Raw genomic sequence first — 23,603 nt, forward strand, 5'->3', positions numbered from 1 at the left:
TCTCGTCACATTCCTCGTCGGGGAGCCTTGGGCGCTCCCTGGCCTTCGGCGGCCACCTGCCGCAGATAGGGGTTGGTGGCGCGCTCCTGGCCGATGGTCGTCTGGGGGCCGTGGCCGGACAGCACCACGGTGGAGTCGTCGAGCGGCAGGCACACGCGGGCCAGCGAGACCAGCATGTCGTCCATGGAGCCGCCCGGCAGGTCCGTGCGTCCGATGGAGCCGGCGAAGAGCAGATCGCCCGAGAAGAAGACCGAGGGGATCTCGGCCGTCTCCGGCATCTGGAAGGTCACCGACCCCCTGGTATGGCCCGGCGCGTGCGCGACGGAGAACTCCAGCCCGGCGAGCGACAGTTTCACGCCGTCGGTCAGCTCCCTGACCTCGTCCGGCTCCCCCACCGTCAGCTCGCCCATCAGCGGCATGCCGATGGACCGGCCGAGCGCCTTCTCGGGGTCGCTCATCATGTACCGGTCCTCGGGGTGGATCCAGGCCGGTACGTCGTGTGCTCCGCAGACGGGGACGACCGAGGCCACGTGGTCGATGTGGCCATGGGTGAGGACGACGGCGACGGGCTTGAGCCGATGCTTCTTCAGTGCTTCCTCGACGCCTTCGGCGGCCTGGTGGCCGGGGTCGATGATCACGCACTCCGCGCCGGCGGCGGGGGCGACGAGATAACAGTTCGTCCCCCAGGCCCCGGCGGGGAACCCGGCAATGAGCACGATCGTCCTTCGTTGTGTCGGTTCGGGTGGCTACAAGCTGTGGTCCAGAGCCTACCGGCGCTGCCGTTTCCTCAGCGAACCCATATACGGTACGGGGCTACACGCACTGGTCGGCTCACACAGCGCACAGGACGCACGCGTACCGGTCGACATATACGACACGCATGAGGAGAGAACCCGGTGGTCACCCAGGAGCAGCGGCGGCGTCAGCTCGCCCGGGAGAAGTTCTTGCGGCAGCAGCAGCGGCGTACCAGCGCACGCCGCAAGGCACGCATGCGCAACTCCGTGATCGCGTCCGTGCTCGGCGTGATCGTGATCGGCAGCGTCGCGCTGTACACGACCGGCGTGCTGAAGAACGACGACAAGGCGAACGCCAGCTCGCAGACGACGCCCAGTGCCACGCCCAGTGCCAGCAAGGCGCCGGACCCGTGCGAGAAGGCCGCGGCCGGCAAGGTGAAGAAGCTGAGCTGGAAGAAGGAGCCGGCGATGACGATCGACACGTCCGCCGACTACACCTTGAAGCTGGCGACGACGTGCGGCGACATCGACGTCGCGCTGAAGACGGCGGCGGCCCCGCACACCGCCAACTCGTTCGACTTCCTCGCGTCGAAGGGCTTCTTCGACCACACCAAGTGCCACCGGCTCACCACCAACGGCATCTACGTGCTCCAGTGCGGCGACCCGACGGGTACCGGCAGCGGCGGTCCCGGGTACACGATCCCGGACGAGAACCTGAAGGACAAAAGCCTGAAGGGCGGCGTCTATCCGGCGGGTACGGTCGCGATGGCCAACACGGGCCAGAAGCACACCGGTGGCAGCCAGTTCTTCCTCGTCTACCAGGACAGCCAGTTGCCGGCCAGCTACACCCCGTTCGGCACCGTCGACGCGGCCGGACTGAAGGTCCTGAAGAAAATCGCCGCGGCGGGTGAGAGCACGGGTCAGGGTGACGGAGCGCCGAACGCGACGGTCGTGATCAACAAGGCCACGGTCACCAAATCCTGACCACCAACTGCGTAATTTCGGTCGCGCGGGATGCGGACAGGCAACCCGCCGGTCGCCTATGTTGGCCGTGACGAAATGTGGACGATGCCCGGGGGCGCTGAGGCCCCTCGCGGGCATCATGTGGAGGAGGCGCTGTGAGCAGCGACCCGTGGGGCCGCGTCGACGAGACGGGGACCGTGTACGTGCGTACGGCCGAGGGCGAGCAGGTCGTCGGTTCCTGGCAGGCGGGCTCCCCCGAGGAGGCGTTGGCCTACTTCGAGCGCAAGTACGAGGGCCTGGTTGTCGAGATCGGCCTCCTCGAGAAGCGAGTACAGACCACCGACCTGTCCGCGAAGGACGCCCAGGTCGCCATCGACCACCTGCGCGAGCAGGTGGAGGCACACCACGCGGTCGGTGATCTGGAGGCGCTGCGGACCCGGCTCGGCGAGCTGGTGAAGACCGTCGACTCGCGTCGCGAGGAGCGTCGGGCACAGCGTGCCAAGCAGTCCGACGAGGCCCGTCAGGCCAAGGAGGACCTGGTCGTCGAGGCCGAGCAGCTGGCCCAGTCCGACCAGTGGCGGGCCGCCGGTGAGCGGCTGCGGTCCCTGGTGGACACCTGGAAGGGTCTGCCGCGCCTGGACCGCAAGTCCGACGACGAGCTGTGGCACCGCTTCTCGCACGCCCGGTCGGCGTTCTCCAAGCGCCGCAAGGCGCACTTCGCCCAGCTCGACGCACAGCGCGAGGACGCCCGCAAGGCCAAGGAGAAGCTGGTCGCCGAGGCCGAGGCGCTGTCGGACTCGACGGACTGGGGTCCGACGGCCGCGCGCTACCGCGAGCTGATGGCCGACTGGAAGGCCGCCGGCCGCGCCCAGCGTGAGCACGAGGACGACCTGTGGAACCGCTTCCGCGGCGCCCAGGACGTGTTCTTCGCGGCGCGCGGGTCCGCCTTCGCCGAGCGGGACGCGGAGCAGACGGAGAACCTGAAGCTGAAGGAGGAGCTGGCCGGGGAGGCCGAGAAGCTCCTGCCGATCACCGACCTGAAGGCCGCGCGGTCCGCCTTCCGCTCGATCAACGAGCGGTGGGAGGCCATCGGCCATGTGCCGCGCGACGCGCGTCCCAAGGTCGAGGGCCGGATGCACACGGTCGACCGGGCCATCCAGGAGGCCGAGGAGGCCGAGTGGCGCCGGACCAACCCGGAGGCACGCGCGCGTGCCGCGGGTCTGACCGGCCAGCTCCAGGCGGCCGTGGACAAGCTGGGGGCGCAGATCGAGCAGGCCCGCGGCCAGGGCAACACGTCGAAGGCGGAGAAGCTGGAGCGTGAGCTGGAGGGCCGCCAGGCGCTCCTGGACCAGGCCCTGAAGGGCCTCCAGGAGTTCGGCGGCTGAGATTCCCCCTGACACCGAGAGGGGCCCCGTACACGGCGTACGGGGCCCCTCTCGTCGTGTCCCGCCGCCTCGCTAGGACCGGTTGCGCGCCGAGGTGACCCGGTAGACGTCGTACACGCCCTCCACGCCCCGTACGGCCTTCAGGACGTGGCCCAGGTGCTTGGGGTCGCCCATCTCGAAGGTGAAGCGGGAGGTGGCCACCCGGTCGCGGGAGGTCTGGACGGCCGCGGAGAGGATGTTGACGTGCTGGTCGGACAGGACCCGGGTGACGTCCGAGAGCAGCCGGGAGCGGTCCAGCGCCTCGACCTGGATGGCGACCAGGAAGACCGAGGACTGGGTGGGCGCCCACTCGACGTCGAGGATGCGCTCGGGCTCCCGGGAGAGCGACTCCACGTTGACGCAGTCGCTGCGGTGCACCGACACACCGCTGCCGCGCGTGACGAAGCCGATGATCGGGTCGCCGGGCACCGGCGTACAGCAGCGGGCCAGCTTGACCCAGACGTCGTCGACGCCCTTGACGACCACACCGGGGTCCTGGTTGCTGCGCCGCTTGCTGCGGCGGCCGCGGGTCGGCGGGACCGCCTCGTCGATCTCCTCGGTGGCCGCCTCCTCGCCGCCGAGCGCCTGCACCAGCTTCTGCACGACGTTCTGCGCGGCCACATGGCCCTCGCCGATCGCCGCGTACAGCGAGGAGATGTCCGGGTAGCGCATCTCGTGCGCCAGCGTGACCAGCGAGTCGCCGGTGAGGATGCGCTGGATCGGCAGGTTCTGCTTGCGCATCGCGCGGACGATGGCGTCCTTGCCCTGCTCGATCGCCTCGTCCCGGCGCTCCTTGGAGAACCAGCCGCGGATCTTGTTGCGGGCGCGCGGGGACTTGACGAAGCCGAGCCAGTCGCGGGACGGTCCGGCTCCGGTCGCCTTGGAGGTGAAGACCTCGACCAGGTCGCCGTTGTCCAGCGTCGACTCCAGCGGCACCAGACGGCCGTTGACGCGCGCGCCTATCGTGCGGTGGCCGACCTCGGTGTGGACCGCGTACGCGAAGTCGACCGGGGTGGCCCCGGCCGGGAGCGCTATGACGTCGCCCTTGGGCGTGAAGACGAAGACCTCGTTGCGGGACAGGTCGAAGCGCAGGGACTCCAGGAACTCGCTGGGGTCCTCGGTCTCCTTCTGCCAGTCCAGCAACTGGCGCAGCCACGCCATGTCGTTGAGGTGGTCGTCCTTGCCCTTGCCGGCCGACTTCGGCACGTCGGTACGGACCTTGGAAGCGCCGGCGACGGCCTCCTGCTTGTACTTCCAGTGCGCGGCGATGCCGTACTCGGCGCGGCGGTGCATGTCGAAGGTGCGGATCTGGAGTTCGACCGGCTTGCCGTTGGGGCCGATGACCGTCGTGTGCAGCGACTGGTACATGTTGAACTTGGGCATCGCGATGTAGTCCTTGAATCGCCCCGGAACCGGGTTCCAGCGCGCGTGGACGGTGCCCAGGGCCGCGTAGCAGTCGCGGACGGTGTCCACCAGGACGCGGATGCCCACCAGGTCGTAGATCTCCGCGAAGTCCCGGCCGCGGACGATCATCTTCTGGTAGACGCTGTAGTAGTGCTTCGGTCTGCCGGTGACGGTCGCCTTGATACGGGCGGCGCGCAGGTCGGACTGGACCTCGTCGGTCACTATGGCCAGGTACTCGTCGCGCTTCGGGGCGCGCTCGGCCACCAGCCGGACGATTTCGTCGTACATCTTGGGGTAGAGGATCGCGAACGCGAGGTCCTCCAGCTCCCACTTGATGGTGTTCATGCCCAGCCGGTGGGCGAGCGGCGCGTAGATCTCCAGGGTCTCGCGCGCCTTCTTCTCCTGCTTCTCGCGCTTGAGGTAGCGCATGGTGCGCATGTTGTGCAGGCGGTCGGCGAGCTTGATGACCAGGACGCGCGGGTCCTTGGCCATGGCGACGACCATCTTGCGCACGGTCTCGGCCTGCGCCGCCTCGCCGAACTTGACCTTGTCCAGCTTGGTCACGCCGTCGACGAGCAGCGTCACGACGTCGCCGAAGTCGCGGCGCAGGTCCTCCAGGCCGTACTCGGTGTCCTCGACGGTGTCGTGCAGCAGGCCCGCCATCAGGGTGGCCGGGTCCATGCCCAGCTCGGCGAGGATGGTGGTGACCGCGAGCGGGTGCGTGATGTACGGGTCGCCGCTCTTGCGCTTCTGGCCGCGGTGCCAGCGCTCGGCGACCTGATAGGCGCGCTCGATCTGGCGCAGGGTGGCGTTCTCGATCTTGGGGTCGTTGCTGCGGACTATGCGCAGCAGCGGCTCCAGCACCGGGTTGTACGGGTTCGCGCGCTGCACGCCGAGGCGGGCGAGGCGGGCGCGGACGCGGTTGGAGGAGCCGGAGCGGGCGGGCTGGCCGGCGTTCGGACGGACCGCGGGCGGCGTCGCGGTGCGCTCGGGCGGGGCCGGCTTGGGACGCGACTGCTCGGCCGACTTGTCGGCGGGCGCGGACTGGGCGTGCTCCACCGGCCCGCGGGCGTCGTTCTTCGCGTGCGGCGTGCTCGGCGCGGGCTTGGCCGCGGCCGCCGAGGCGGACTCGGGCTTGGCGGCGGTCAGGTGCTGGGCCTCGTCTGGCAAGAGGACTCCTCGTGCGCGATCCGGGTCCCCCAGTCAGGCCCCGGACAACCATGGTAGCGATCCGGCCGCCGACGAACGTGCGGAGCCCGTCCGGACGACGCCGCCCTTTGCCCAGAAAGTCACCAATTGAACGGTGCGGAAAAGCCGGTGGTATTAATTCCGTTGACTCGAACATCGCGCGCCGCCTAAGATCAACTTCGACCAGAAGCGGGGGAATTGACCGTTTTCCCGCTTCGAAAAACAAAAACGGGAGACAGCATGAGGATATTCGGAAAGGCAGTGGCGGCCGCGGCCCTGACGGTGGGCCTGAGTGCGGCGGTCGCGCTGCCCGCCCAGGCGGCCACCGTGACCCCGATGTCGACGCACCGAGGCAGCGTGACCTGCTTCAACTGGTCCTGGGCCGACGGGACCAGCACGACCGCCATCTACTACCACAACACGTGCAGCACGACCCAGCACCTGTGTGTCTGGTGGAAGGACGGCCAGGAGAACAACCTGCACCGCATCACCGCCGCGGGCGATGCGAAGGGTCACCTCAAGGAGCCCGGCACCATCGAATCCCAGGACATCGAGAACTGCTGATTTCGCGGTCGGCCGGATGGCATAAATAAGCGCCGAACAAAAACGACACGGCCCCGAGTGCGCAATGAAGTCGCACTCGGGGCTGTGTCATTTCGTTTCCGGGACTCCGCTCAGACGGTGAGCACCGCCTCCAGGGGGGCGCCCCTGAGCGCCGGTTCCAGGCGGGCACGGCCGCCCAGGAACCCCAGCTCCATCAGGACGGCGAGACCCGCCACCTCGGCGCCCGCCCGGCGGATGAGCTGGAGGGAGGCCTCCGCGGTACCGCCGGTCGCGAGGACGTCGTCGACGACCATGACGCGGTCGCCCGCGGACAGGTCCTCGGCGTGCACCTCGATCTCGGCGGAGCCGTACTCCAGCTCGTACGCCTGGCGGAGGGTGGCTCCGGGGAGCTTGCCCGCCTTGCGCACGGGGATGAAGCCGAGCCCGGCCCGCACGGCGACCGGGGCGCCGAGGATGAAGCCGCGGGCCTCCAGTCCGACGATCTTCGTGGCGCCGCTGCTGACCGCGATGCCGGCCAGCGCGTCGACGAGGGCCGTGAACGCCTCCGGGTCCGCCAGCAGCGGGGTGATGTCCTTGAACATCACCCCCTGCTCCGGGTAGTCCTCGACGTCCCGGATACGGCTGAGCAGCAGCTCCGTGATGTTGCCCGCGAGCTCCGTCATCGGCGCTTCCCGGAGGGCTTGCCGCGACCGCCGCGGTTACGGGACGCCGGCTGGTTGCGCGGGCCGACGACGGCCGGAGCGGCGTCCTCGGGGTCCTCGGAACCGCCGACCCGGGCCTCGGCCATCTCCTCCTCGGCGGCGGCCTGGGCGCGCTTGGCGAGGACGCGCTTCTTCAGCGCCTTCATCTGCGGCTCGGCCTCCTTGAGGTCGGCGACGAGCGGCGTGGCGATGAAGATCGAGGAGTAGGCACCGGCGGCCAGACCCACGAACAGCGACAGCGAGATGTCGTTGAGCGTGCCCGCGCCGAGGAAGCCGCCACCGATGAACAGCAGACCCGCGACCGGCAGCAGCGCGACGACCGTGGTGTTGATCGAACGGACCAGGGTGCCGTTGATCGAGTGGTTGGCGATGTCGCTGTAGGTGAAGCGGGTCTGCTTGGTGATGTCCTTCGTCTGCTCCTTGAGGCTGTCGAAGACGACGACCGTGTCGTAGAGCGAGTAACCGAGGATCGTCAGCAGACCGATGATCGTGCCGGGCGTGACCTCGAAGCCGACCAGCGCGTAGATACCGGTCGTGATGGTGATGTCGTGGATCAGCGCGACCAGGGCCGCGACCGCCATCCGCCACTCGAAGGCGATCGCCAGGTAGATCACCACGAGGACCATGAAGATGCCGAGGCCTTCCCAGGCCTTGTTGGCGATCTCGTCACCCCAGCTGGGGCCGACCAGGTCGGAGTTGATGGACTCGGGGTCCACCTTCATGTCCTTGGCCAGCTTGACCTTGGTCGTGTCCGACTTCGCGGTGTCCATGCCGGCGATCTGGATGCGCAGACCGCCCGTGCCGAGCTTCTGCACGACCGCCTCGTGGCCGGAGGCCTCCTTGGCGAAGGTCTCCGCCTGGGCCACCGAGACACTGGTCTTCGAGGTGGTGAAGACGGCGCCGCCCTGGAAGTCGATGCCCATGTTCAGGCCGCGCACCGCCAGGCCGACGATGGCCGTGATGGTGATCAGGATGGAGACGCCGTACCAGATCTTGCGCTTGCCGACGAAGTCGTAGCTGATCTCGCCGCGGTGGAGTCGGGCGCCGAGGTTGCCGAGTTTCGACATCGCTCACGCTTCCTTCGGGTCGACAGGGCCGGCGGCAGGGCCGGCGGGACGGCGGGTGCGGCGCAGCGGGGCCTTGGCGCCCAGGCCCTTCGGGTCGAGGCCCGACCACTTGTGGCCGCTCGCGAAGAACGTACGCCGAGCGAGGAGCGTCATCAGCGGCTTGGTGAAGAAGAAGACGACGACCACGTCGAGCACGGTGGTCAGACCGAGGGTGAACGCGAAGCCCTGGACCTTGCCGACGGTCACGATGAACAGCACGGCGGCGGCCAGGAACGACACGAAGTCGGAGACCAGGATGGTGCGCCGGGCACGCGGCCAGGCCCGCTCGACGGCGGGGCGCAGCGTGCGGCCCTCGCGGATCTCGTCCCGGATGCGTTCGAAGAACACGATGAACGAGTCCGCCGTGATACCGATCGCGACGATCGCACCGCAGACGGCGGGCAGGTTCAGCGCGAAGTGGATCGTGGGACCGAGCAGCGACATGATCGCGTAGGTGAGGGCCGCGGACACCAGCAGCGAGGGGATCGCGACGAGCGACAGACCGCGGTAGAAGGCCACCAGGTAGATGATGACCAGCGCGAGACCGATGGCACCGGCCAGCAGACCGGCGTGCAGCTGCTCACCGCCGAGGGCGGCGGTGACGGTGGTGACGCTCTCCGTCCGGAAGGAGAGCGGAAGCGCGCCGTACGACAGCACGTTGGCGAGGCTCTGGGCCTCCTCCTGGGTGAAGCTGCCGGAGATCTCCGCCGAGCCGCCGGTGATGGACTGGCTCACGGTCGGGCTGGAGACGACCTCGCCGTCGAGGACGATGCCGAACTCGTTGGTCGGCTGCGAGGCGTTCTTGGCGAGCTCACCGGTGACGTCCGCGAACTTCTTGGCTCCGCCGGAGGTGAAGGTCATCTGGACCTGCCAGCCGGCGGCGCTCTGCGTGTCGTAGACGGCCTGGGCCTTCTTGACGTCGGTGCCGTCGACACGGGCCGGGCCGAGCACGTACTTGTACCAGACACCGGAGATCTTGCCGCAGGCCACGGTGGCGTCGGTCGGCTTGGCGTTCTTGCCGGCGGTGGCGCGCTGGGTGGCCTTGGAGCAGTCCAGAGCGGTGTACTGGGCCTCCAGCTTCGAGGCCGCGGCGGAGGCGCTGGCAGAGGCGCTCGCGTCGGCCGACGAGGTGGCGGAGGGGCTCGCGGACGAGGAGGCGGACGCCGAGGACGACGGCGTGGAGCCGGCCTTCAGGGCGTCGGTGACCGGGCGGCCCTGAGAGGTGGCGGAGGACGACGGCGAGGCGGAGGACGTCCCGGTCGCCTTCTGGGACGACGAAGCGCTGCTCGACGGGGAGGTGCTCGGGGAGGCGCTGGAGCTGCCGCTGGCGGACGCGCTCGGGGAGGCGCTCGCCGCGGCGCCGACGCTGGCCTCCTGGGCCAGGACCGGGCGGAAGTACAGCTTGGCGGTGGTGCCGACCTGCTGGCGGGCCTCTGCGGAGTTGGTGCCCTTGGGGATGTTGACGATGATGTTGCTGGTGCCCTGGGTCTGGACCTCCGTTTCGGACACGCCGAGACCGTTGACACGGCGGTTCATGATCTCGACCGCGGTGTTCATGTTGGTCTTGTTGATCGCGGACCCTTGGTCGGCCTTCGCCTGAAGCGTGATGCTCGTACCACCGGCCAGGTCGATACCGAGACGCGGAGTGGTGTTTCCGGAGGCGAACATTCCTCCGGTGAGCGCCACGATGGCGATCAGGATGAGGGCCAGCGAGCGCCCTGGCTTGCTCTGGGCGCTCGCGCTCCGGCCCCTCTTAGGTGCTGCCACCTTCTCGTACTCCCTCTCGGGCCGCCGCGCGCCTGGTCAGCGCGGTCGGCCGTGACATGGTGTCGTGATCCCGTACGGGAAACAGACGCGCCCGGGATGCGGAATGCGCGTCTGGTGCGCGCGCCGCTTCCCGGGTCACGGCTACTTCGCGTCGGAGTCGCCGTCGGTCTTCTTCGGCTCTTCGTCGGCCTTCGCGTCGACGGTCGCGGCCTCCTCCGTCTCGTCTTCCGCCTTGTCCCCGGTCTCGTCCTGGGCGGCGTCCTTCTTACCGAGGTCGACGGCCTTGTCGTCGGAGGCGGCGGCAGCGTCGGCGGACTCGTCGTCGGTCTCGGTGAGGGAGGAGGCGTCGTCCGGGACGACGTCGGCGTCGGACTTCAGGTCGTGCTCGACGCCGTGCACGATGCGGTTGTACTCGTCGTCCGTGAGGATGGCGCCGATCGCGTTCTTCGCGAAGAGGAGGTCCACGCCGGGGCCGGCGTCGAGGAGGACCGTGTCCTCGTTGACTTCCTTGACCGTCGCGTACATGCCCCCGATGGTGCGGACCCCGTTGCCGGGCTGGATCTCGTTCCGCATCTGCGTGGCCTGCTGCTGGCGCTTCCTGGTGGAACGCGTCATCAGGAACATGGCCGCGATGAGGACGATGAACACGAGAAGAGGCAAGCTATTCACGGGACGGAATTTCCTTCGCGCAGCCGCGGCGGTGAGCGGCCTGGATGATGGGGGTGTGGTCGGCGCCGCCCGCGAAGGCGGCATCGGCGGAGTCTAAGCGAGTCCGCGCGCATGGAACAACGTTCAGCATGGCACCTGGGTTCCTGGGCCCGCCAATGCCCCGCCGTCACGAAGCGATCACGTCTGCGGCCGGAGCCTGGTGCGCGGGCGACGGACTCTCCGGGCCGGGACAGGGCCGGATACGAGGCCGGTCCCGGGATACGGCGGCCCGACGCGTTCTCATCGGCAACGGTGACGGTTCGGACGCCGGACACGCGCCGTCCCGGTCACCGGCGCACCTGGCCTGCGGCCGCCGGCCGCCCGGGACCCGCACGCCCGCGCCCCGGGGCCGATGTCCGCCCCGCTGTGCGGCCGGGCCGTCCTGCCGCGGTACGGGCGGGCCGGCGGCGCCTGGTGTCAGGTGCCGAACAGGTCCTGCTGGCCGGTTCCGCCCGTCGTGCCGCGGGGGGCGGTCAGGCCCAGGTGGGCCCAGGCGGCGGGGGTGGCGACACGGCCGCGCGGGGTGCGGGCCAGCAGGCCCTCGCGGACCAGGAAGGGCTCGGCGACCTCCTCGACCGTCTCGCGCTCCTCCCCCACCGCGACGGCGAGGGTGGACAGGCCGACCGGGCCGCCGCCGAACAGCTTGAGCAGGGCTTCGAGAACGGCGCGGTCCAGCCGGTCCAGGCCGCGCTCGTCCACCTCGTAGACGGCGAGCGCCGCGTGCGCGATCTCCCGCGTGATCAGACCGTCGGCCTTGACCTGCGCGTAGTCACGGACCCGGCGCAGCAGCCGGTTGGCGATACGGGGCGTGCCGCGCGAGCGGCCGGCGATCTCGGCGGCGCCGGCCGGCTCGATCTCGACGTCCAGCAGGTTCGCCGAGCGGTGCACGACCCGCACCAGCTCGCGCGGTTCGTAGAACTCCATGTGCGCGGTGAAGCCGAAGCGGTCGCGCAGCGGGGGCGGCAGCAGGCCCGCCCGGGTGGTGGCGCCGACCAGGGTGAACGGCGGCAGTTCGAGGGGGATGGCGGTGGCGCCCGGCCCCTTGCCGACGATCACGTCGACCCGGAAGTCCTCCATCGCCATGTACAGCATCTCCTCGGCGGGCCGCGACATCCGGTGGATCTCGTCGAGGAAGAGGACCTCGCCCTCCTGGAGGGAGGAGAGGATCGCGGCCAGGTCGCCGGCGTGCTGGATGGCGGGGCCCGAGGTGATGCGGATCGGGGCGCCCATCTCGGCGGCGATGATCATGGAGAGGGTGGTCTTGCCCAGCCCGGGGGCGCCGGAGAGCAGCACGTGGTCGGCGGTGGCGCCACGCGCGCGTGCGGCGCGCAGCACCAGGTCGAGCTGCTCGCGGACCTTCTCCTGGCCGATGAACTCGCCGAGGTCCTTGGGGCGCAGGGCGGCCTCGACGGCCTGGTCCTCACGGTCGGCGACGGCGCCCACCAGCCGCTCCGCGTCGGCGCCGGTGTCGGTCGGGTCGTCCCAGTTCATAAGTGATGTGCCTCAGCGGTGGTGGGGTCAGCGGGCGCGGTTGAGGGTCTGCAGAGCCGCCTTGAGCAGCTGGCCGACCTGGGGCGGGCCCCCGGCGGCCTCGGCCTGCGGGGCGACGGCGGTGACGGCCTCGTCGGCCTCCCGGGTCGCGTACCCGAGGCCGATCAGGGCGGCGTGCAGCTGGTCGCGCCAGCCCTGGCTGACCGGGGCGCCGATCGCGGGGGCGCCGACGGGCTCGCCGAGCCGGTCCTTCAGTTCGATGAGCAGCTTCTGCGCGCCCTTCTTGCCGATGCCGGGCACGGCGATGAGCGCCTTCTCGTCGCCCGTGGCCACCGCGCGGCGCAGCGCGTCCGGGTTGTGCACGGCGAGCATCGCCTGGGCGAGCCGCGGGCCGACGCCGCTCGCCGTCTGGAGGAGTTCGAAGACCTGGCGCTCGTCGTCGTCGACGAAGCCGTAGAGGGTGAGCGAGTCCTCGCGGACGACGAGCGAGGTGGCGAGCCTGGCCGGCTGGCCCATGCGCAGCCCGGACAGGGTGTTGGGGGTGCACTGGACGGCGATGCCGATCCCGCCCACCTCGACGACCGCGGAGTCCGGGGCGAGGGCGGCGACCGGGCCGCTGACGAAGGCGATCATGCCGTACGGCCTTTCGTTGCGTTGGCTGCGTGCAGGGCGACGGCCTGCTGGAGTCGGTTCTGCGCGGGGGCGCGCCAGATGTGGCAGATGGCGAGCGCGAGGGCGTCGGCGGCGTCGGCGGGCTTGGGCGGGGCGCTCAGTCTGAGCAGCCTGGTGACCATGGCGCCGACCTGGGCCTTGTCGGCACGTCCGGAACCGGTGACGGCGGCCTTGACCTCGCTGGGGGTGTGCAGGGCGACGGGGATGCCACGGCGGGCGGCGCACAGCATGGCGACGGCGCTGGCCTGGGCGGTGCCCATCACGGTCTGTACGTTGTGCTGGCTGAACACCCGCTCCACGGCGACGAACTCGGGCCGGTGCTCGTCCAGCCACTGCTCGATGCCCTGCTCCACGGCGACGAGGCGATGACCGAGCTCGGCGTCCGGCGGCGTCCGTACGACCCCCACACCGACCATGGTGAGCGGCCGCCCGGCGACGCCCTCGACGACACCGACACCGCACCGGGTCAGCCCGGGGTCCACACCCAGTACGCGCATCGCGCCCCCTCCCCTCTGTGCGGCTGGACCGCCGCCGCTCTCGCGGACCTGGCCGAGCACCGTCGTGGTGCCTCGATCGACGGTCGCGGTCCTTGGACGGTGATCCATGGATGGCGCCAGGCTAGTCGCTGCCACTGACAACGGCGGCGGGCCGGAGGGATGTGTCCCACCGGCCCGCCGAAGCCGCTCAGCCCGCGGCGGCGTTACGCGTCGACCTTCTCCATGACCTCGTCGCTCACGTCGAAGTTGGCGAAGACGTTCTGCACGTCGTCGCTGTCCTCGAGAGCGTCGATCAGCTTGAAGATCTTCTTGGCGCCGTCCTCGTCCAGCTCGACCTGCATGGTCGGGACGAAGTTGGCCTCCGCGGAGTCGTAGTCGATCCCGGCGTCCTGGAGGGCGGTGCGGACGGCGACCATGTCGGTGGCCTCGCTGAGCACCTCGAAGGACTCGCCCAGGTCGTTGACCTCCTCGGCGCCCGCGTCCAGGACGGCGCCCAGGACGTCGTCCTCGGTCAGCTCGCCCTTGGGGACGATGACGACGCCCTTGCGGTTGAAGAGGTACGACACCGAGCCGGGGTCGGCCATGTTGCCGCCGTTGCGGGTCATGGCGACGCGCACGTCGGAGGCCGCGCGGTTGCGGTTGTCGGTGAGGCACTCGATGAGCACCGCGACGCCGTTCGGACCGTAGCCCTCGTACATGATCGTCTCGTAGTCGGCGCCGCCGGCCTCAAGACCACCGCCGCGCTTGACCGCGGAGTCGATGTTCTTGTTCGGGACCGACTGCTTCTTCGCCTTCTGGATGGCGTCGTAGAGCGTCGGGTTGCCCTCGATGTCGACGCCGCCCATCCGGGCCGCGACCTCGATGTTCTTGATCAGCTTCGCGAAGAGCTTGCCGCGCTTGGCATCGATCACGGCCTTCTTGTGCTTCGTCGTAGCCCATTTAGAGTGGCCGGACATCTGCCTGTCTCCTTCGCGTAACCCATCCAACAACGAACGCCAGAGATCCTACTAGGACTCCGTCGCCCGGTTCGCGTGCACCATGTCGACGAACAGGGAGTGCACGCGGTGGTCTCCGGTCAGTTCCGGGTGGAACGACGTGGCGAGCGCGTTGCCCTGGCGGACCGCGACGATGTGGCCGCCGTGCTCGGCGAGCACCTCGGCCCCGGCGCCCACGGACTCGACCCAGGGGGCACGGATGAAGACGCCCTCTACAGGATGGCCGTCGATGCCGCGTACGTCGACCGCCGCCTCGAACGACTCGTTCTGCCGCCCGAAGGCGTTGCGCCGGACGATCATGTCGATGCCGCCGACGGTCTCCTGGCCCGAGCGCGGGTCGAGGATCTTGTCGGCGAGCATGATCATGCCCGCGCAGGTGCCGTAGACGGGCATTCCGGCGTGCACGCGCGCGCGGAGCGGCTCCATCACGCCGAACAGGACGGCCAGCTTGGAGATGGTGGTGGACTCACCGCCGGGGATGACGAGGCCGTCCACCTCGGCGAGTTCCTCGGGGCGCCGGACCGGCCTGGCCACGGCGTCCGCCGCAGCCAGGGCGATGAGGTGCTCCCGTACGTCGCCCTGGAGGGCCAGGACGCCGATGACAGGTGCGTCGGTCATGGATTTCCTACCAGCCGCGGTTGGCGTAGCGCTCGGTCTCGGGGAGGGTGTCGCAGTTGATGCCGACCATGGCCTCGCCGAGGTTGCGGGACGCGTCCGCGATGATCTTCGGGTCGTCGTAGAAGGTGGTCGCCTTGACGATGGCGGCGGCGCGCTTGGCCGGGTCGCCGGACTTGAAGATGCCGGAGCCGACGAAGACGCCCTCGGCGCCGAGCTGGCGCATCAGGGCCGCGTCGGCCGGGGTGGCGACGCCGCCGGCGGAGAACAGCACCACGGGGAGCTTGCCGAGCTCGGCGACCTCCTTGACCAGCTCGTAGGGGGCGCGCAGCTCCTTGGCGGCGGCGTACAGCTCGTTGTTGTCGTAGCCGCGCAGCCGGGCGATCTCGTTCTTGATCTGGCGCAGGTGGCGGACGGCCTCGACGACGTTGCCGGTGCCGGCCTCGCCCTTGGAGCGGATCATGGCCGCGCCCTCGGCGATCCGGCGCAGGGCCTCACCGAGGTTGGTGGCACCGCAGACGAAGGGTGTGGTGAAGGCCCACTTGTCGGAGTGGTTGACCTCGTCGGCCGGGGTGAGGACCTCGGACTCGTCGATGTAGTCGACGCCGAGCGACTGGAGGACCTGGGCCTCGACGAAGTGGCCGATCCGGGACTTGGCCATGACCGGGATCGAGACGGCCTCGATGATGCCCTCGATCATGTCCGGGTCGGACATCCGGGCCACTCCGCCGTCCTTGCGGATGTCGGCCGGGACCCGCTCCAGGGCCATGACGGCGACGGCGCCCGCGTCCTCGGCGATCTTCGCCTGCTCCGGCGTGACGACGTCCATGATCACGCCGCCCTTGAGCTGCTCGGCCATGCCGCGCTTCACGCGGGCGGTGCCGGTCTCGGGGGTCTGGTTCTCGATGGTGGACACGGGTGACCTCACTCGCTGAAAGAGGGCTTCTGCAGACACCGAGGAAACGCGAGTGGACCAGTCCACAGCAAGGGCCAATGGGTAGGCGGTGGATCGTTTTCCGGTCAGGCGGTGCGCTCGACCAGCGCGGCGGGCGGTTCGTCGTCCATCTCGAAGGCCAGCGGGAAGGGGGCGTGCCCGGCCAGCCGGAACCAGCGGACCTTGCGGTGTTCGCGCAGCCGGCGGGCCGCGCCGACGGCGTCGTTGTGGAAGCGGCGGGCCATCGGGACCCTGCGTACGGCCTCGGCCAGCTCGCCGGCGGCGGCCTCCCCGCCGGGGGCCTCACGGACCTCCTCGACCTGCTGCGGGTCCTCGAAGACCGCCCGCAGCGCCTGGCTCAGCTCGCTCTCGGAGACCTCCCGCTGCTCCTCCTCGGCCTGCCGGGCGGCGTGCGCGGCCTCGTACAGCACGATCGAGGAGGCGGGGTCCAGCACCCCCGAGGTCGCCAGCTCCTGGGCCACGGAGGCCCGCCGCAGCAACTGGGCGTCGAGGGCGGCACGGGCGGCGTCGATACGCGAGTGCAGCCGGTCGAGACGGCCTGCGGTCCAGCTCAGGTACAGGCCGACCACCACGAGGACGGCGAGAATCCAGAGGGTCCAGATGAGGGAAGCGCTCACGGGCGGAACGCTATAGGACGCGCCCACCACAACGCGCCCCCCGAAGGGGCGCGGGGAACTGCGCGACCAGCCACGACGGCGCCGCAGCCGACCTATCCCGGCCCTCCCAGCGAAGCGCCTAGTCCCGCGCCAGCCCGAACCGTGCCCGCAGCCCCGAGCGTTCGTCGGCCGCGACCGCCGCCGCGCCCGCCGTCACCGTCTCGTAGACGGACAGGATGTCCGCGCCCACGGTGGACCAGTCGAACCGGCGTACGTGCACGCTGCCGCGTTCGCTGAGCGCGGCCCGCCGCTCCGGGTCCGCCAAGAGCCGTACGGCCGCCGCCGCCAGCGCGTCGGCGTCCTCGTTGGCGAAGAGCTCGCCGGCCGCGCCCTGGTCCAGGACCTGGGCGAAGGCGTCGAGGTCGGAGGCGAGCACGGGAGCGCCCGCGGACAGGGCCTCGACCAGGATTATCCCGAAGCTCTCGCCGCCCGTGTTGGGCGCGATGTACAGGTCGAGGCTGCGCAGGAAGCGGGCCTTGTCCGCGTCGCTGATCATGCCGAGGAACTCGACACGGGAGCGCAGCTCGGCGGGGAGGGACTCGACCGCGGCTTCCTCGTCGCCGCGGCCGGCCACCAGGAGCCTGGTCCGCGGGCGGGCGGCGAGGATCTTCGGCAGGGCCCTCACCAGCACCGGGAGGCCCTTGCGGGGCTCGTCGATGCGGCCGATGAAGCCGATGGTGTCGCCCTGCCACTCGGGGCGCGGCTCGGCCTTGGCGAAGAAGTCGACGTCGACGCCGTTGGGGATCACGACCGCGTCCCCGCCGAGGTGCTCGACCAGCGTGCGGCGGGCGTACTCGCTGACCGCGATCCGGGCGCTGATCTTCTCCAGGGCCGCCTGGAGGATCGAGTACGCGGCGATCATCGCGCGGGAGCGCGGGTTGGAGGTGTGGAAGGTCGCCACCATGGGGCCCTGCGCCGCCCAGCAGGTCAGCAGACCGAGGGACGGGGAGGTCGGCTCGTGGACGTGGACCACGTCGAACGCGCCGTCGTGCAGCCAGCGGCGCACCCGCGCGGCGGACAGGAAGCCGAAGTTGAGGCGGGCCACCGAGCCGTTGTAGGGCACCGGGACCGCGCGGCCGGCGGAGACGACGTAGGGCGGGAGCGGGGTGTCGTCGTCGGCGGGGGCGAGGACGGAGACGTCGTGGCCGAGGCGGATGAAGTAGTCGGCGAGGTCGCGGATGTGGAACTGGACGCCACCCGGGACGTCCCAGGAGTAGGGGCAGACGATGCCGATCCTCACGACGGTCCCTTCGCGGGGTCGAGGTCCGCGAGCCACAGCCTCTGCAGCATGTGCCAGTCCTCCGGATGGTCGGCGATCCCGGTGGCGAAGGCGTCGGCCAGCGCCTGTGTCATGACAGACGTCTTCTCGGCCTTGTCACCTGACCCGGGTACCTCGACCGGGGCGTGCACCCGGCCCTTCATGACCGGGGTGTCGTCGTACCAGAGCGTCACGGGCAGCAGGACCGCGCCGGTCTGCTGGGCCAGCAGGGCGGGTCCGGCGGGCATCCGCGCGGTGTCGCCGAAGAAGTCGACCTCCACGCCGGAGGCGGACAGGTCGCGGTCGGCGACCAGGCAGACCAGGCCGCCGGCGCGCAGCCTGCGGGCCAGGGTGCCGAAGGCGGTGCCGCCGCTGTGCGGCAGGACCTCCATGCCGAGGCCCTCGCGGTAGGCGACGAAGCGGTCGTACAGCGTCTCGGGCCTGAGCCGTTCGGCGACCGTGGTGAACGGGGTCGCCAGTTCGGTGGTGACCCAGGCGCCGGCCAGGTCCCAGTTGGCCAGGTGCGGCAGGGCGATGATCACGCCCCGGCCGGAGGCGAGGCCGTCGGTGAGGTGGTGGACGTCCTTCGGCTCGAAACCCCTGCGGATCCGCTCCTCGCTCCAGGCGGGCAGCCGGAAGGACTCCATCCAGTAGCGCAGGTACGAGCGCATGCCCGCGCGGGACAGCTCGCGCAGCCGCTCGGGGCCGGCGTCGGGCAGCACGCGCGCGTAGTTGGACTCGAGCCGCTGGACGCCCTTGCCGCGCTGCCTCCACGCGAGGTCGGCGACGGAGTCGCCGAGGCGCACGGCGACCGGCTCGGGGAGCTTCCTGACGGTGCTCCAGCCGAGACCGTACAGAGCGTCGGTGAGCCGGTCGGCGGCGGTCACTTCGCGGCCTCGCTCCCGTGGGCGGTGCTCTCCCGCTCGGCCGCGGCCTCCGCCTCGGCGGACTCCCTGCGGACCGTGACGACCCGCTGCACGAGGGTGACCAGGCTGCCCACGGCGACGATCCACAGGGCGATCGGCAGCAGGATCTGGATGCCCGGGACACCGAACTTGTGGAAGCCGGCCAGCCCGGCCGCCACCAGCGAGATCACCAGGCGTTCGGCGCGCTCGACCAGGCCGTTGACGGCCACCGGCAGCCCGATCGACTCGCCGCGCGCCTTGGTGTACGACACCACCTGGCCGCTGGCCAGGCAGAAGATGGAGACGGCGCACAGGACGTTGTTGTCGCCGTTGCCCGCGTACCAGAGGGCGAAGCCGCCGAAGATCGCGCCGTCGGCGACCCGGTCCAGGGTGGAGTCCAGGAAGGCGCCCCAGCGGCTGGTGCGGCCCAGCTGGCGGGCCATGTTGCCGTCCACCAGGTCCGAGAACACGAACAGCGTGATCACGATCGTGCCCCAGAAGAACTCGCCCCGGGGGAAGAAGACCAGCGCGCCCGCGACCACTCCTGCCGTGCCGAGGAGCGTGACCGTGTCCGGGCTCACGCCCCGGCGGATGAGAAACGCGGCGAACGGTGTGAGGACACGCGTGAAGAATGCACGCGCGTACTTGTTCAGCATGGCCTTCCCGACGGTCGTTGCGCCGTGCGGCCCCTGCTGGCCACCCCGGCTGGCCCATCGTAGCCACGCGCGCGTGTGTGCGACGGCTGGGCACTCTCAGTCGGGACCGGCGGCCGGACCGCAGGGGTCCCGCGAGCACGATCACGTCCTTCGTATGGACGCACCGTGACCGGAGTGGAAAGCTCGAATAACCGCGGGCGTCATCGGAGCCGCCACCGCACGCGGCCCGCCATGCTCGCCCGCGCCCACAGAGACCTCACCGTGCACGGGAGGCAAGACCATGGGCGACAAGGTCAGGGAACACCCCGGAGCCGCCGGCAGGGCAAGGGCGGCCGACCACCCCGCGTCTGTACGGAATGTGGTGCTGGTCGGCCACTCCGGATCGGGCAAGACCACACTGGTGGAGGCTCTCGCGCTGACCGCGGGAGCGGTGAACCGGGCGGGCCGGGTGGAGGACGGCGGAACCGTCTCGGACTACGACGACATCGAGCACCGGCAGCAGCGCTCCGTACAGCTGTCGCTGGTACCGGTCGAATGGAACGGAATCAAGATCAACATCCTGGACACCCCGGGATACGCCGACTTCGTCGGTGAGCTGAGGGCCGGTCTGCGCGCCGCGGACGCGGCCCTCTTCGTCGTCTCGGCCGCGGACGGGGTGGACGGCTCGACCCGGATGGTGTGGGAGGAGTGCGCCGCCGTCGGGATGCCGCGGGCGATCGTGATCACGCACCTGGAGGCCGCCCGCGCGGACTTCACGGAGATGACCCGGGTGTGCGCCGAGGCGTTCGGCGCCGACGACCCCGACGCCGTGCTCCCCCTCTACCTGCCGCTGCACGGCGCGCCGGGTCCGGACGGGCACGCGCCCGTGACCGGTCTGGTCGGGCTGCTCACGCAGAAGCTGTTCGACTACTCCACCGGGGAGCGCAAGGAGTCCGAGCCGGAACCCGACCAGCTGCCGGACATCGAGGAGGCCCGCAACCGGCTCATCGAGGGGGTCATCGCGGAGAGCGAGGACGAGACGCTCATGGACCGCTACCTGGGCGGCGAGCAGATCGACCTCAAGACGCTGATCGAGGACCTGGAGCGGGCCGTGGCACGCGGGGCCTTCTTCCCCGTCCTGGCCGCCGCCCCGGCCGCCGACGGCGCCCGCCAGGGCCTCGGCACGGTCGAGCTCCTGGAGCTGGTCACCGGCGGCTTCCCGACGCCGTTCGAGCACCCCACGCCGGGGGTCACCACCATCGACGGCAGGCCGCGCGAGATCAAGCCGTGCGACACGGGCGGCCCGCTGGTCGCGGAGGTCGTGAAGACCGCGTCCGACCCGTACGTCGGCCGGGTCTCGCTGGTCCGGGTCTTCTCCGGCACCCTGCGCCCCGACGAGACGGTCCATGTCTCCGGGCACGGCCTGGCCGACCGCGGCCATGAGGACCACGACGTCGACGAGAAGATCGGCGCGCTGTCCACGCCGTTCGGCAAACAGCAGCGGCCGGTCACCCACGTCATCGCCGGCGACCTGGCGTGCGTGGCGAAGCTCGGCCGCGCGGAGACCGGCGACACCCTCTCGGGCCGGGACGACCCGCTGCTCATGGAGCCGTGGGAGATGCCCGACCCGCTGCTGCCGCTCGCCATCGAGGCGCACAGCAAGGCGGACGAGGACAAGCTCTCGCAGGGCCTGGCGCGCCTGGTCGCCGAGGATCCGACCATGCGGCTCGAACAGAACCCGGACACCCACCAGGTGGTGCTGTGGTGCCTCGGCGAGGCGCACGCGGACGTCGCCCTGGAGCGGCTGCGCAGCCGCTACGGCGTCCAGGTCGACGTCGTACCGCACAAGGTGTCCCTGCGGGAGACGTTCGCCGGCAGGTCCGCCGGGCGCGGCCGGCACGTCAAGCAGTCCGGCGGGCACGGGCAGTTCGCGATCTGCGAGATCGAGGTGGAACCGCTGCCGGGCGGCTCCGGCATCGAGTTCGTCGACAAGGTGGTCGGCGGCGCGGTGCCCCGGCAGTTCATCCCGTCCGTCGAGAAGGGCATCCGGGCCCAGGCCGTCAGGGGGGTCGCGGCCGGCTACCAGCTGGTCGACGTGCGGGTCACCCTGCTCGACGGCAAGGCGCACTCCGTGGACTCCTCCGACGCCGCCTTCCAGACCGCGGGCGCGCTGGCCCTGCGGGAGGCCGCGGCGGACGCGAAGATCCATCTCCTGGAACCGGTGGCCGAGGTGTCCGTGCTGGTCGGCGACGACTACGTGGGCGCGGTGATGAGCGACCTGTCCGGGCGGCGCGGCCGGGTGCTCGGCACCGAGCAGACCAGCGGCGGACGCACCCTGGTCAAGGCCGAGGTGCCGGAGTTCGAGATCGGCCGGTACGCGGTCGACCTGCGCTCCCTCTCGCACGGCACGGCCCGGTTCAGCCGCTCGTACGCGCGGCACGAGCCGATGCCACCGCAGATCGCCGAGAAGATTCGCGAACAGGCCAAAGAAGCCTCCTAGTTGATCCAGGTTGATCCAAAGCACACAACGGGGGACGGCAACGATCGAGAACAGTCGGCAACAGGAGTGTCCGGCGGACGGCTTCGGCCGTCCGCCGACGCTTGTCGGTGGCTGGAGATACCCTGAGTACTTGATCAACAGGTGTGCGGAGTACGGAAGTCGGGAAGGCCGCAGAAGCGGGACGGCGGCAAGTGGGGGCGGGAATGAGCTTCGAGGACTTCTTCGGGCCACAGGTGCCCAGGCCGGGCGGCGAGGCGCAGGCACCGACCTACGCCCTGGCCTCGGCGGCCTACCGGGACACACCCATGGAGGAGATCAAGAAGGCCGACAACGAATGGCACCAGTCCACGGTCAGCGAGGGCCGCAGCTGGGCGAAGATCTTCCGGCCCAACTTCGGTGAGGCGTACTCCCAGGCGGTCATCGACCGCATGCTGGGCGTCGGCCGCAAGCCCCTCATCCAGTCCTTCGGCAGCGAACCCCAGATGGTCGTCGAGCACTGCCTCGCGGCCAACCGCATCCGAAAGGAACGCGACCAGCGGCTGACCGCGATCATGTTCCTGTGCGGCGTGCTCTTCCTGCCCGGCCTGCTCGTCTGGCTGCTGGTCTTCCAGCTCCGGGCCACCATGCTGAAGGCCGACAACAAGCGGGTCTCCGGCCTCGGCAGCGCCCTGCTGGCCGCCGTCGGCGTGGTCGCGGTCGTCTTCCTGATCCGGATGCCGCTCACCGGCTTCTGGGGGTGGTACGCGCGCGGCTGCATCGTGCTCCCCGTCGTCGGCTGGTATCTGGCCAAACGGCTCTGCGAGAGCACCGCGAACAACCTGCGCGAGGCCTGGGACGGCCTGCTCTCCGGCGGCAGCGTCGGCGCGAAGGTCCCCGAGGCGGTGCCGACCAGCCCCGACCAGGCCGCCGCCGAGCAGCTGCGCCAGTCCCTGGCCCGGCTCAGCGCCGAGCAGCAGTCCAACGCGGTCTTCTACGCCGGCCCCAAGGGCATACTCGGCATGGGCACCCGCTGGGGCTCCTGGCACCTCGCGGAGGAGCTGGTCCCGCTCGATCCGGTCAAGGGCATCCACGAGTTCCGCGCCTGGACCGTCGTCCGGGAGATCGAGAAGGAGCTGAGCGTGCTGCACCGGCAGCACCTGAAGACCGGCGGCTTCCCGGAACCGCAGGTCAAGCACTGGATCGTCAGCCATGTCGGCGCGGGCGCCAAGGCCGTGTCCCGGCCCGAGGGGACCGACTACAAGGTCGGCCCCTCCGACGTGGAGCGGATCTGCAACAGCAACCACTTCGACAAGGGTGAACGGCACTACCTGGGCGTGCAGTGGCCCTACCTGTGGGACGGCGGCCTGATCATCACCATGATGACCACCGTGACCGTGCTGAAGGAGACCCTGCGCATCGAGGTCACCGGTCACGCCCTCGGCCCGGTCAACGGCCTGTTCAGCGGCAAGCCCGAGGCCCCCACCAGGACGGTCGCCAAGACCGTCCGGTTCTGGGAGACCCGGACCATCAAGCTGCCCCTGGTCACCCCGGACGAGGTGGTCCGGCTCTCCGCGCGGGCGCTGATCAGCTGGTACCCGCCGCTGCTGAAGTGGCTCGGCGGCTCCATAGGCCTGCCCGAGCCGTTCGGCCTCCGGCACGCCTGGGCCGACCAGCCCTGGAGCCACCGCTTCATGGCCGACGACGCGCTGCGCGCGGCCACCCCGGTGCTCCGGGCCGTGCACCGGGCCGCGTTCACCGTGCTCAAGGAGCACGACGTCAACATGGACAAGTTCAACTCGCGGGCGGGAGCGCTCAGCGGGGCGGTCCAGGAGGCGTCACCGAAGAAGGCCGACACCTACGACGCGTGAGCCTCCGGCGGTCCGGCC

General features: G+C 70.5%; 20 protein-coding genes and 1 pseudogene. 5 read left to right on the forward strand and 16 right to left on the reverse strand.

Annotated elements, in window-relative coordinates; genetic code table 11:
• Positions 1-5: 5 nt before the first annotated feature.
• Positions 6-716 (reverse strand): MBL fold metallo-hydrolase, encoded by a 711-nt coding sequence (locus tag IEZ11_RS22455; RefSeq protein ID WP_189264639.1) that lies wholly within the window; start codon positions 714-716, stop codon positions 6-8.
• 180 nt (positions 717-896) lie between these two features.
• Between IEZ11_RS22455 and IEZ11_RS22460 the strand changes: the two genes are divergently transcribed.
• Both IEZ11_RS22460 and IEZ11_RS22465 read left to right on the forward strand, forming a co-directional pair.
• The gene (locus tag IEZ11_RS22460) at positions 897-1,718 is read left to right on the forward strand and encodes a peptidylprolyl isomerase (RefSeq protein WP_189264640.1); all 822 of its coding nucleotides are present in this window, start codon (positions 897-899) and stop codon (positions 1,716-1,718) included.
• Positions 1,719-1,852: 134 nt separating this feature from the next.
• Positions 1,853-3,082, forward strand: coding sequence for a DUF349 domain-containing protein (locus IEZ11_RS22465; RefSeq protein ID WP_189264641.1), 1,230 nt, complete (start codon positions 1,853-1,855; stop codon positions 3,080-3,082).
• A 72-nt stretch (positions 3,083-3,154) separates the two neighbouring features.
• Here IEZ11_RS22465 and IEZ11_RS22470 read toward each other — a convergent pair whose 3' ends face one another.
• The gene (locus tag IEZ11_RS22470; RefSeq protein WP_189264642.1) at positions 3,155-5,695 is read right to left on the reverse strand and encodes a RelA/SpoT family protein; all 2,541 of its coding nucleotides are present in this window, start codon (positions 5,693-5,695) and stop codon (positions 3,155-3,157) included.
• 258 nt (positions 5,696-5,953) lie between these two features.
• Here IEZ11_RS22470 and IEZ11_RS22475 point away from each other — a divergent pair, with 258 nt between their 5' ends.
• Positions 5,954-6,277, forward strand: a complete 324-nt coding sequence (locus IEZ11_RS22475; RefSeq protein ID WP_189264643.1) for a hypothetical protein — start codon at positions 5,954-5,956, stop codon at positions 6,275-6,277.
• A 110-nt stretch (positions 6,278-6,387) separates the two neighbouring features.
• On the opposite strand, the gene IEZ11_RS22480 is transcribed toward IEZ11_RS22475, so the two are convergent.
• From IEZ11_RS22480 to pgsA, 14 genes and pseudogenes are all read right to left on the reverse strand, one after another.
• Positions 6,388-6,939: an adenine phosphoribosyltransferase gene (locus tag IEZ11_RS22480; protein WP_189264644.1), complete on the reverse strand. Its 552-nt coding sequence runs from the start codon at positions 6,937-6,939 to the stop codon at positions 6,388-6,390.
• Entirely contained in the window at positions 6,936-8,045 is a 1,110-nt protein-coding gene (secF, locus tag IEZ11_RS22485; protein WP_189264645.1) for a protein translocase subunit SecF, read from the reverse strand. The genes IEZ11_RS22480 and secF overlap by 4 nt, the downstream gene beginning before the upstream one ends.
• A gap of 3 nt (positions 8,046-8,048) precedes the next feature.
• The gene (secD, locus tag IEZ11_RS22490) at positions 8,049-9,851 is read right to left on the reverse strand and encodes a protein translocase subunit SecD (RefSeq protein ID WP_189264646.1); all 1,803 of its coding nucleotides are present in this window, start codon (positions 9,849-9,851) and stop codon (positions 8,049-8,051) included.
• Between the two features lie 141 nt (positions 9,852-9,992).
• Positions 9,993-10,520: a preprotein translocase subunit YajC gene (yajC, locus tag IEZ11_RS22495; RefSeq protein WP_189264647.1), complete on the reverse strand. Its 528-nt coding sequence runs from the start codon at positions 10,518-10,520 to the stop codon at positions 9,993-9,995.
• Between the two features lie 456 nt (positions 10,521-10,976).
• Positions 10,977-12,050 (reverse strand): Holliday junction branch migration DNA helicase RuvB, encoded by a 1,074-nt coding sequence (gene ruvB / locus IEZ11_RS22500; protein WP_189264648.1) that lies wholly within the window; start codon positions 12,048-12,050, stop codon positions 10,977-10,979.
• A gap of 27 nt (positions 12,051-12,077) precedes the next feature.
• On the reverse strand, positions 12,078-12,683 hold the full coding sequence (ruvA, locus tag IEZ11_RS22505) for a Holliday junction branch migration protein RuvA (RefSeq protein WP_189264649.1): 606 nt from the start codon (positions 12,681-12,683) through the stop codon (positions 12,078-12,080).
• On the reverse strand, positions 12,680-13,219 hold the full coding sequence (ruvC, locus tag IEZ11_RS22510; protein ID WP_189264650.1) for a crossover junction endodeoxyribonuclease RuvC: 540 nt from the start codon (positions 13,217-13,219) through the stop codon (positions 12,680-12,682). The genes ruvA and ruvC overlap by 4 nt, the downstream gene beginning before the upstream one ends.
• 203 nt (positions 13,220-13,422) lie before the next feature.
• Positions 13,423-14,175, reverse strand: coding sequence for a YebC/PmpR family DNA-binding transcriptional regulator (locus IEZ11_RS22515; protein WP_189264651.1), 753 nt, complete (start codon positions 14,173-14,175; stop codon positions 13,423-13,425).
• 51 nt (positions 14,176-14,226) lie between these two features.
• Entirely contained in the window at positions 14,227-14,832 is a 606-nt protein-coding gene (pdxT, locus tag IEZ11_RS22520) for a pyridoxal 5'-phosphate synthase glutaminase subunit PdxT (protein ID WP_189264652.1), read from the reverse strand.
• A gap of 7 nt (positions 14,833-14,839) precedes the next feature.
• Positions 14,840-15,745: a pyridoxal 5'-phosphate synthase lyase subunit PdxS gene (gene pdxS / locus IEZ11_RS22525; RefSeq protein ID WP_189264653.1), complete on the reverse strand. Its 906-nt coding sequence runs from the start codon at positions 15,743-15,745 to the stop codon at positions 14,840-14,842.
• A 104-nt stretch (positions 15,746-15,849) separates the two neighbouring features.
• Positions 15,850-16,401 (reverse strand): LemA family protein, encoded by a 552-nt coding sequence (locus tag IEZ11_RS22530; RefSeq protein ID WP_189264654.1) that lies wholly within the window; start codon positions 16,399-16,401, stop codon positions 15,850-15,852.
• Between the two features lie 118 nt (positions 16,402-16,519).
• Positions 16,520-17,680, reverse strand: a complete 1,161-nt coding sequence (locus tag IEZ11_RS22535) for a glycosyltransferase family 4 protein (protein ID WP_189264655.1) — start codon at positions 17,678-17,680, stop codon at positions 16,520-16,522.
• Complete coding sequence (locus IEZ11_RS22540) at positions 17,677-18,585, reverse strand: phosphatidylinositol mannoside acyltransferase (protein WP_189264656.1); 909 nt, start codon at positions 18,583-18,585, stop codon at positions 17,677-17,679. Before IEZ11_RS22540 ends, IEZ11_RS22535 begins: the two co-directional genes overlap by 4 nt.
• A pseudogene (gene pgsA, locus IEZ11_RS22545) lies at positions 18,582-19,317 on the reverse strand (phosphatidylinositol phosphate synthase). Before pgsA ends, IEZ11_RS22540 begins: the two are co-directional and overlap by 4 nt.
• 222 nt (positions 19,318-19,539) lie before the next feature.
• On the opposite strand from pgsA, the gene IEZ11_RS22550 reads away from it, so the two are divergent.
• The gene (locus IEZ11_RS22550; protein WP_189264658.1) at positions 19,540-21,738 is read left to right on the forward strand and encodes an elongation factor G-like protein EF-G2; all 2,199 of its coding nucleotides are present in this window, start codon (positions 19,540-19,542) and stop codon (positions 21,736-21,738) included.
• 203 nt (positions 21,739-21,941) lie between these two features.
• Positions 21,942-23,585 carry an AbeC-like domain-containing protein gene (locus IEZ11_RS22555; RefSeq protein WP_189264659.1) on the forward strand — a complete coding sequence of 548 codons (1,644 nt, stop codon included), beginning with the start codon at positions 21,942-21,944 and terminating at the stop codon, positions 23,583-23,585.
• Positions 23,586-23,603: the final 18 nt, after the last annotated feature.

Source organism: Streptomyces fuscichromogenes (assembly GCF_014645815.1).
Classification (GTDB): Bacteria; Actinomycetota; Actinomycetes; order Streptomycetales; family Streptomycetaceae; genus Streptomyces; species Streptomyces fuscichromogenes.

Bases quoted from the DNA above. Each gene is read 5' to 3' on its own strand.
- IEZ11_RS22550 (WP_189264658.1), top strand. From the start codon at position 19,540: ATGGGCGACAAGGTCAGGGAACACCCCGGAGCCGCCGGCAGGGCAAGG.
- IEZ11_RS22475 (WP_189264643.1), top strand. From the start codon at position 5,954: ATGAGGATATTCGGAAAGGCAGTGGCGGCCGCGGCCCTGACGGTGGGC.
- ruvB (WP_189264648.1), bottom strand. From the start codon at position 12,050: ATGAACTGGGACGACCCGACCGACACCGGCGCCGACGCGGAGCGGCTG.
- ruvC (WP_189264650.1), bottom strand. From the start codon at position 13,219: ATGCGCGTACTGGGTGTGGACCCCGGGCTGACCCGGTGCGGTGTCGGT.
- ruvA (WP_189264649.1), bottom strand. From the start codon at position 12,683: ATGATCGCCTTCGTCAGCGGCCCGGTCGCCGCCCTCGCCCCGGACTCC.
- IEZ11_RS22480 (WP_189264644.1), bottom strand. From the start codon at position 6,939: ATGACGGAGCTCGCGGGCAACATCACGGAGCTGCTGCTCAGCCGTATC.
- secF (WP_189264645.1), bottom strand. From the start codon at position 8,045: ATGTCGAAACTCGGCAACCTCGGCGCCCGACTCCACCGCGGCGAGATC.
- IEZ11_RS22555 (WP_189264659.1), top strand. From the start codon at position 21,942: ATGAGCTTCGAGGACTTCTTCGGGCCACAGGTGCCCAGGCCGGGCGGC.
- IEZ11_RS22515 (WP_189264651.1), bottom strand. From the start codon at position 14,175: ATGTCCGGCCACTCTAAATGGGCTACGACGAAGCACAAGAAGGCCGTG.
- pdxT (WP_189264652.1), bottom strand. From the start codon at position 14,832: ATGACCGACGCACCTGTCATCGGCGTCCTGGCCCTCCAGGGCGACGTA.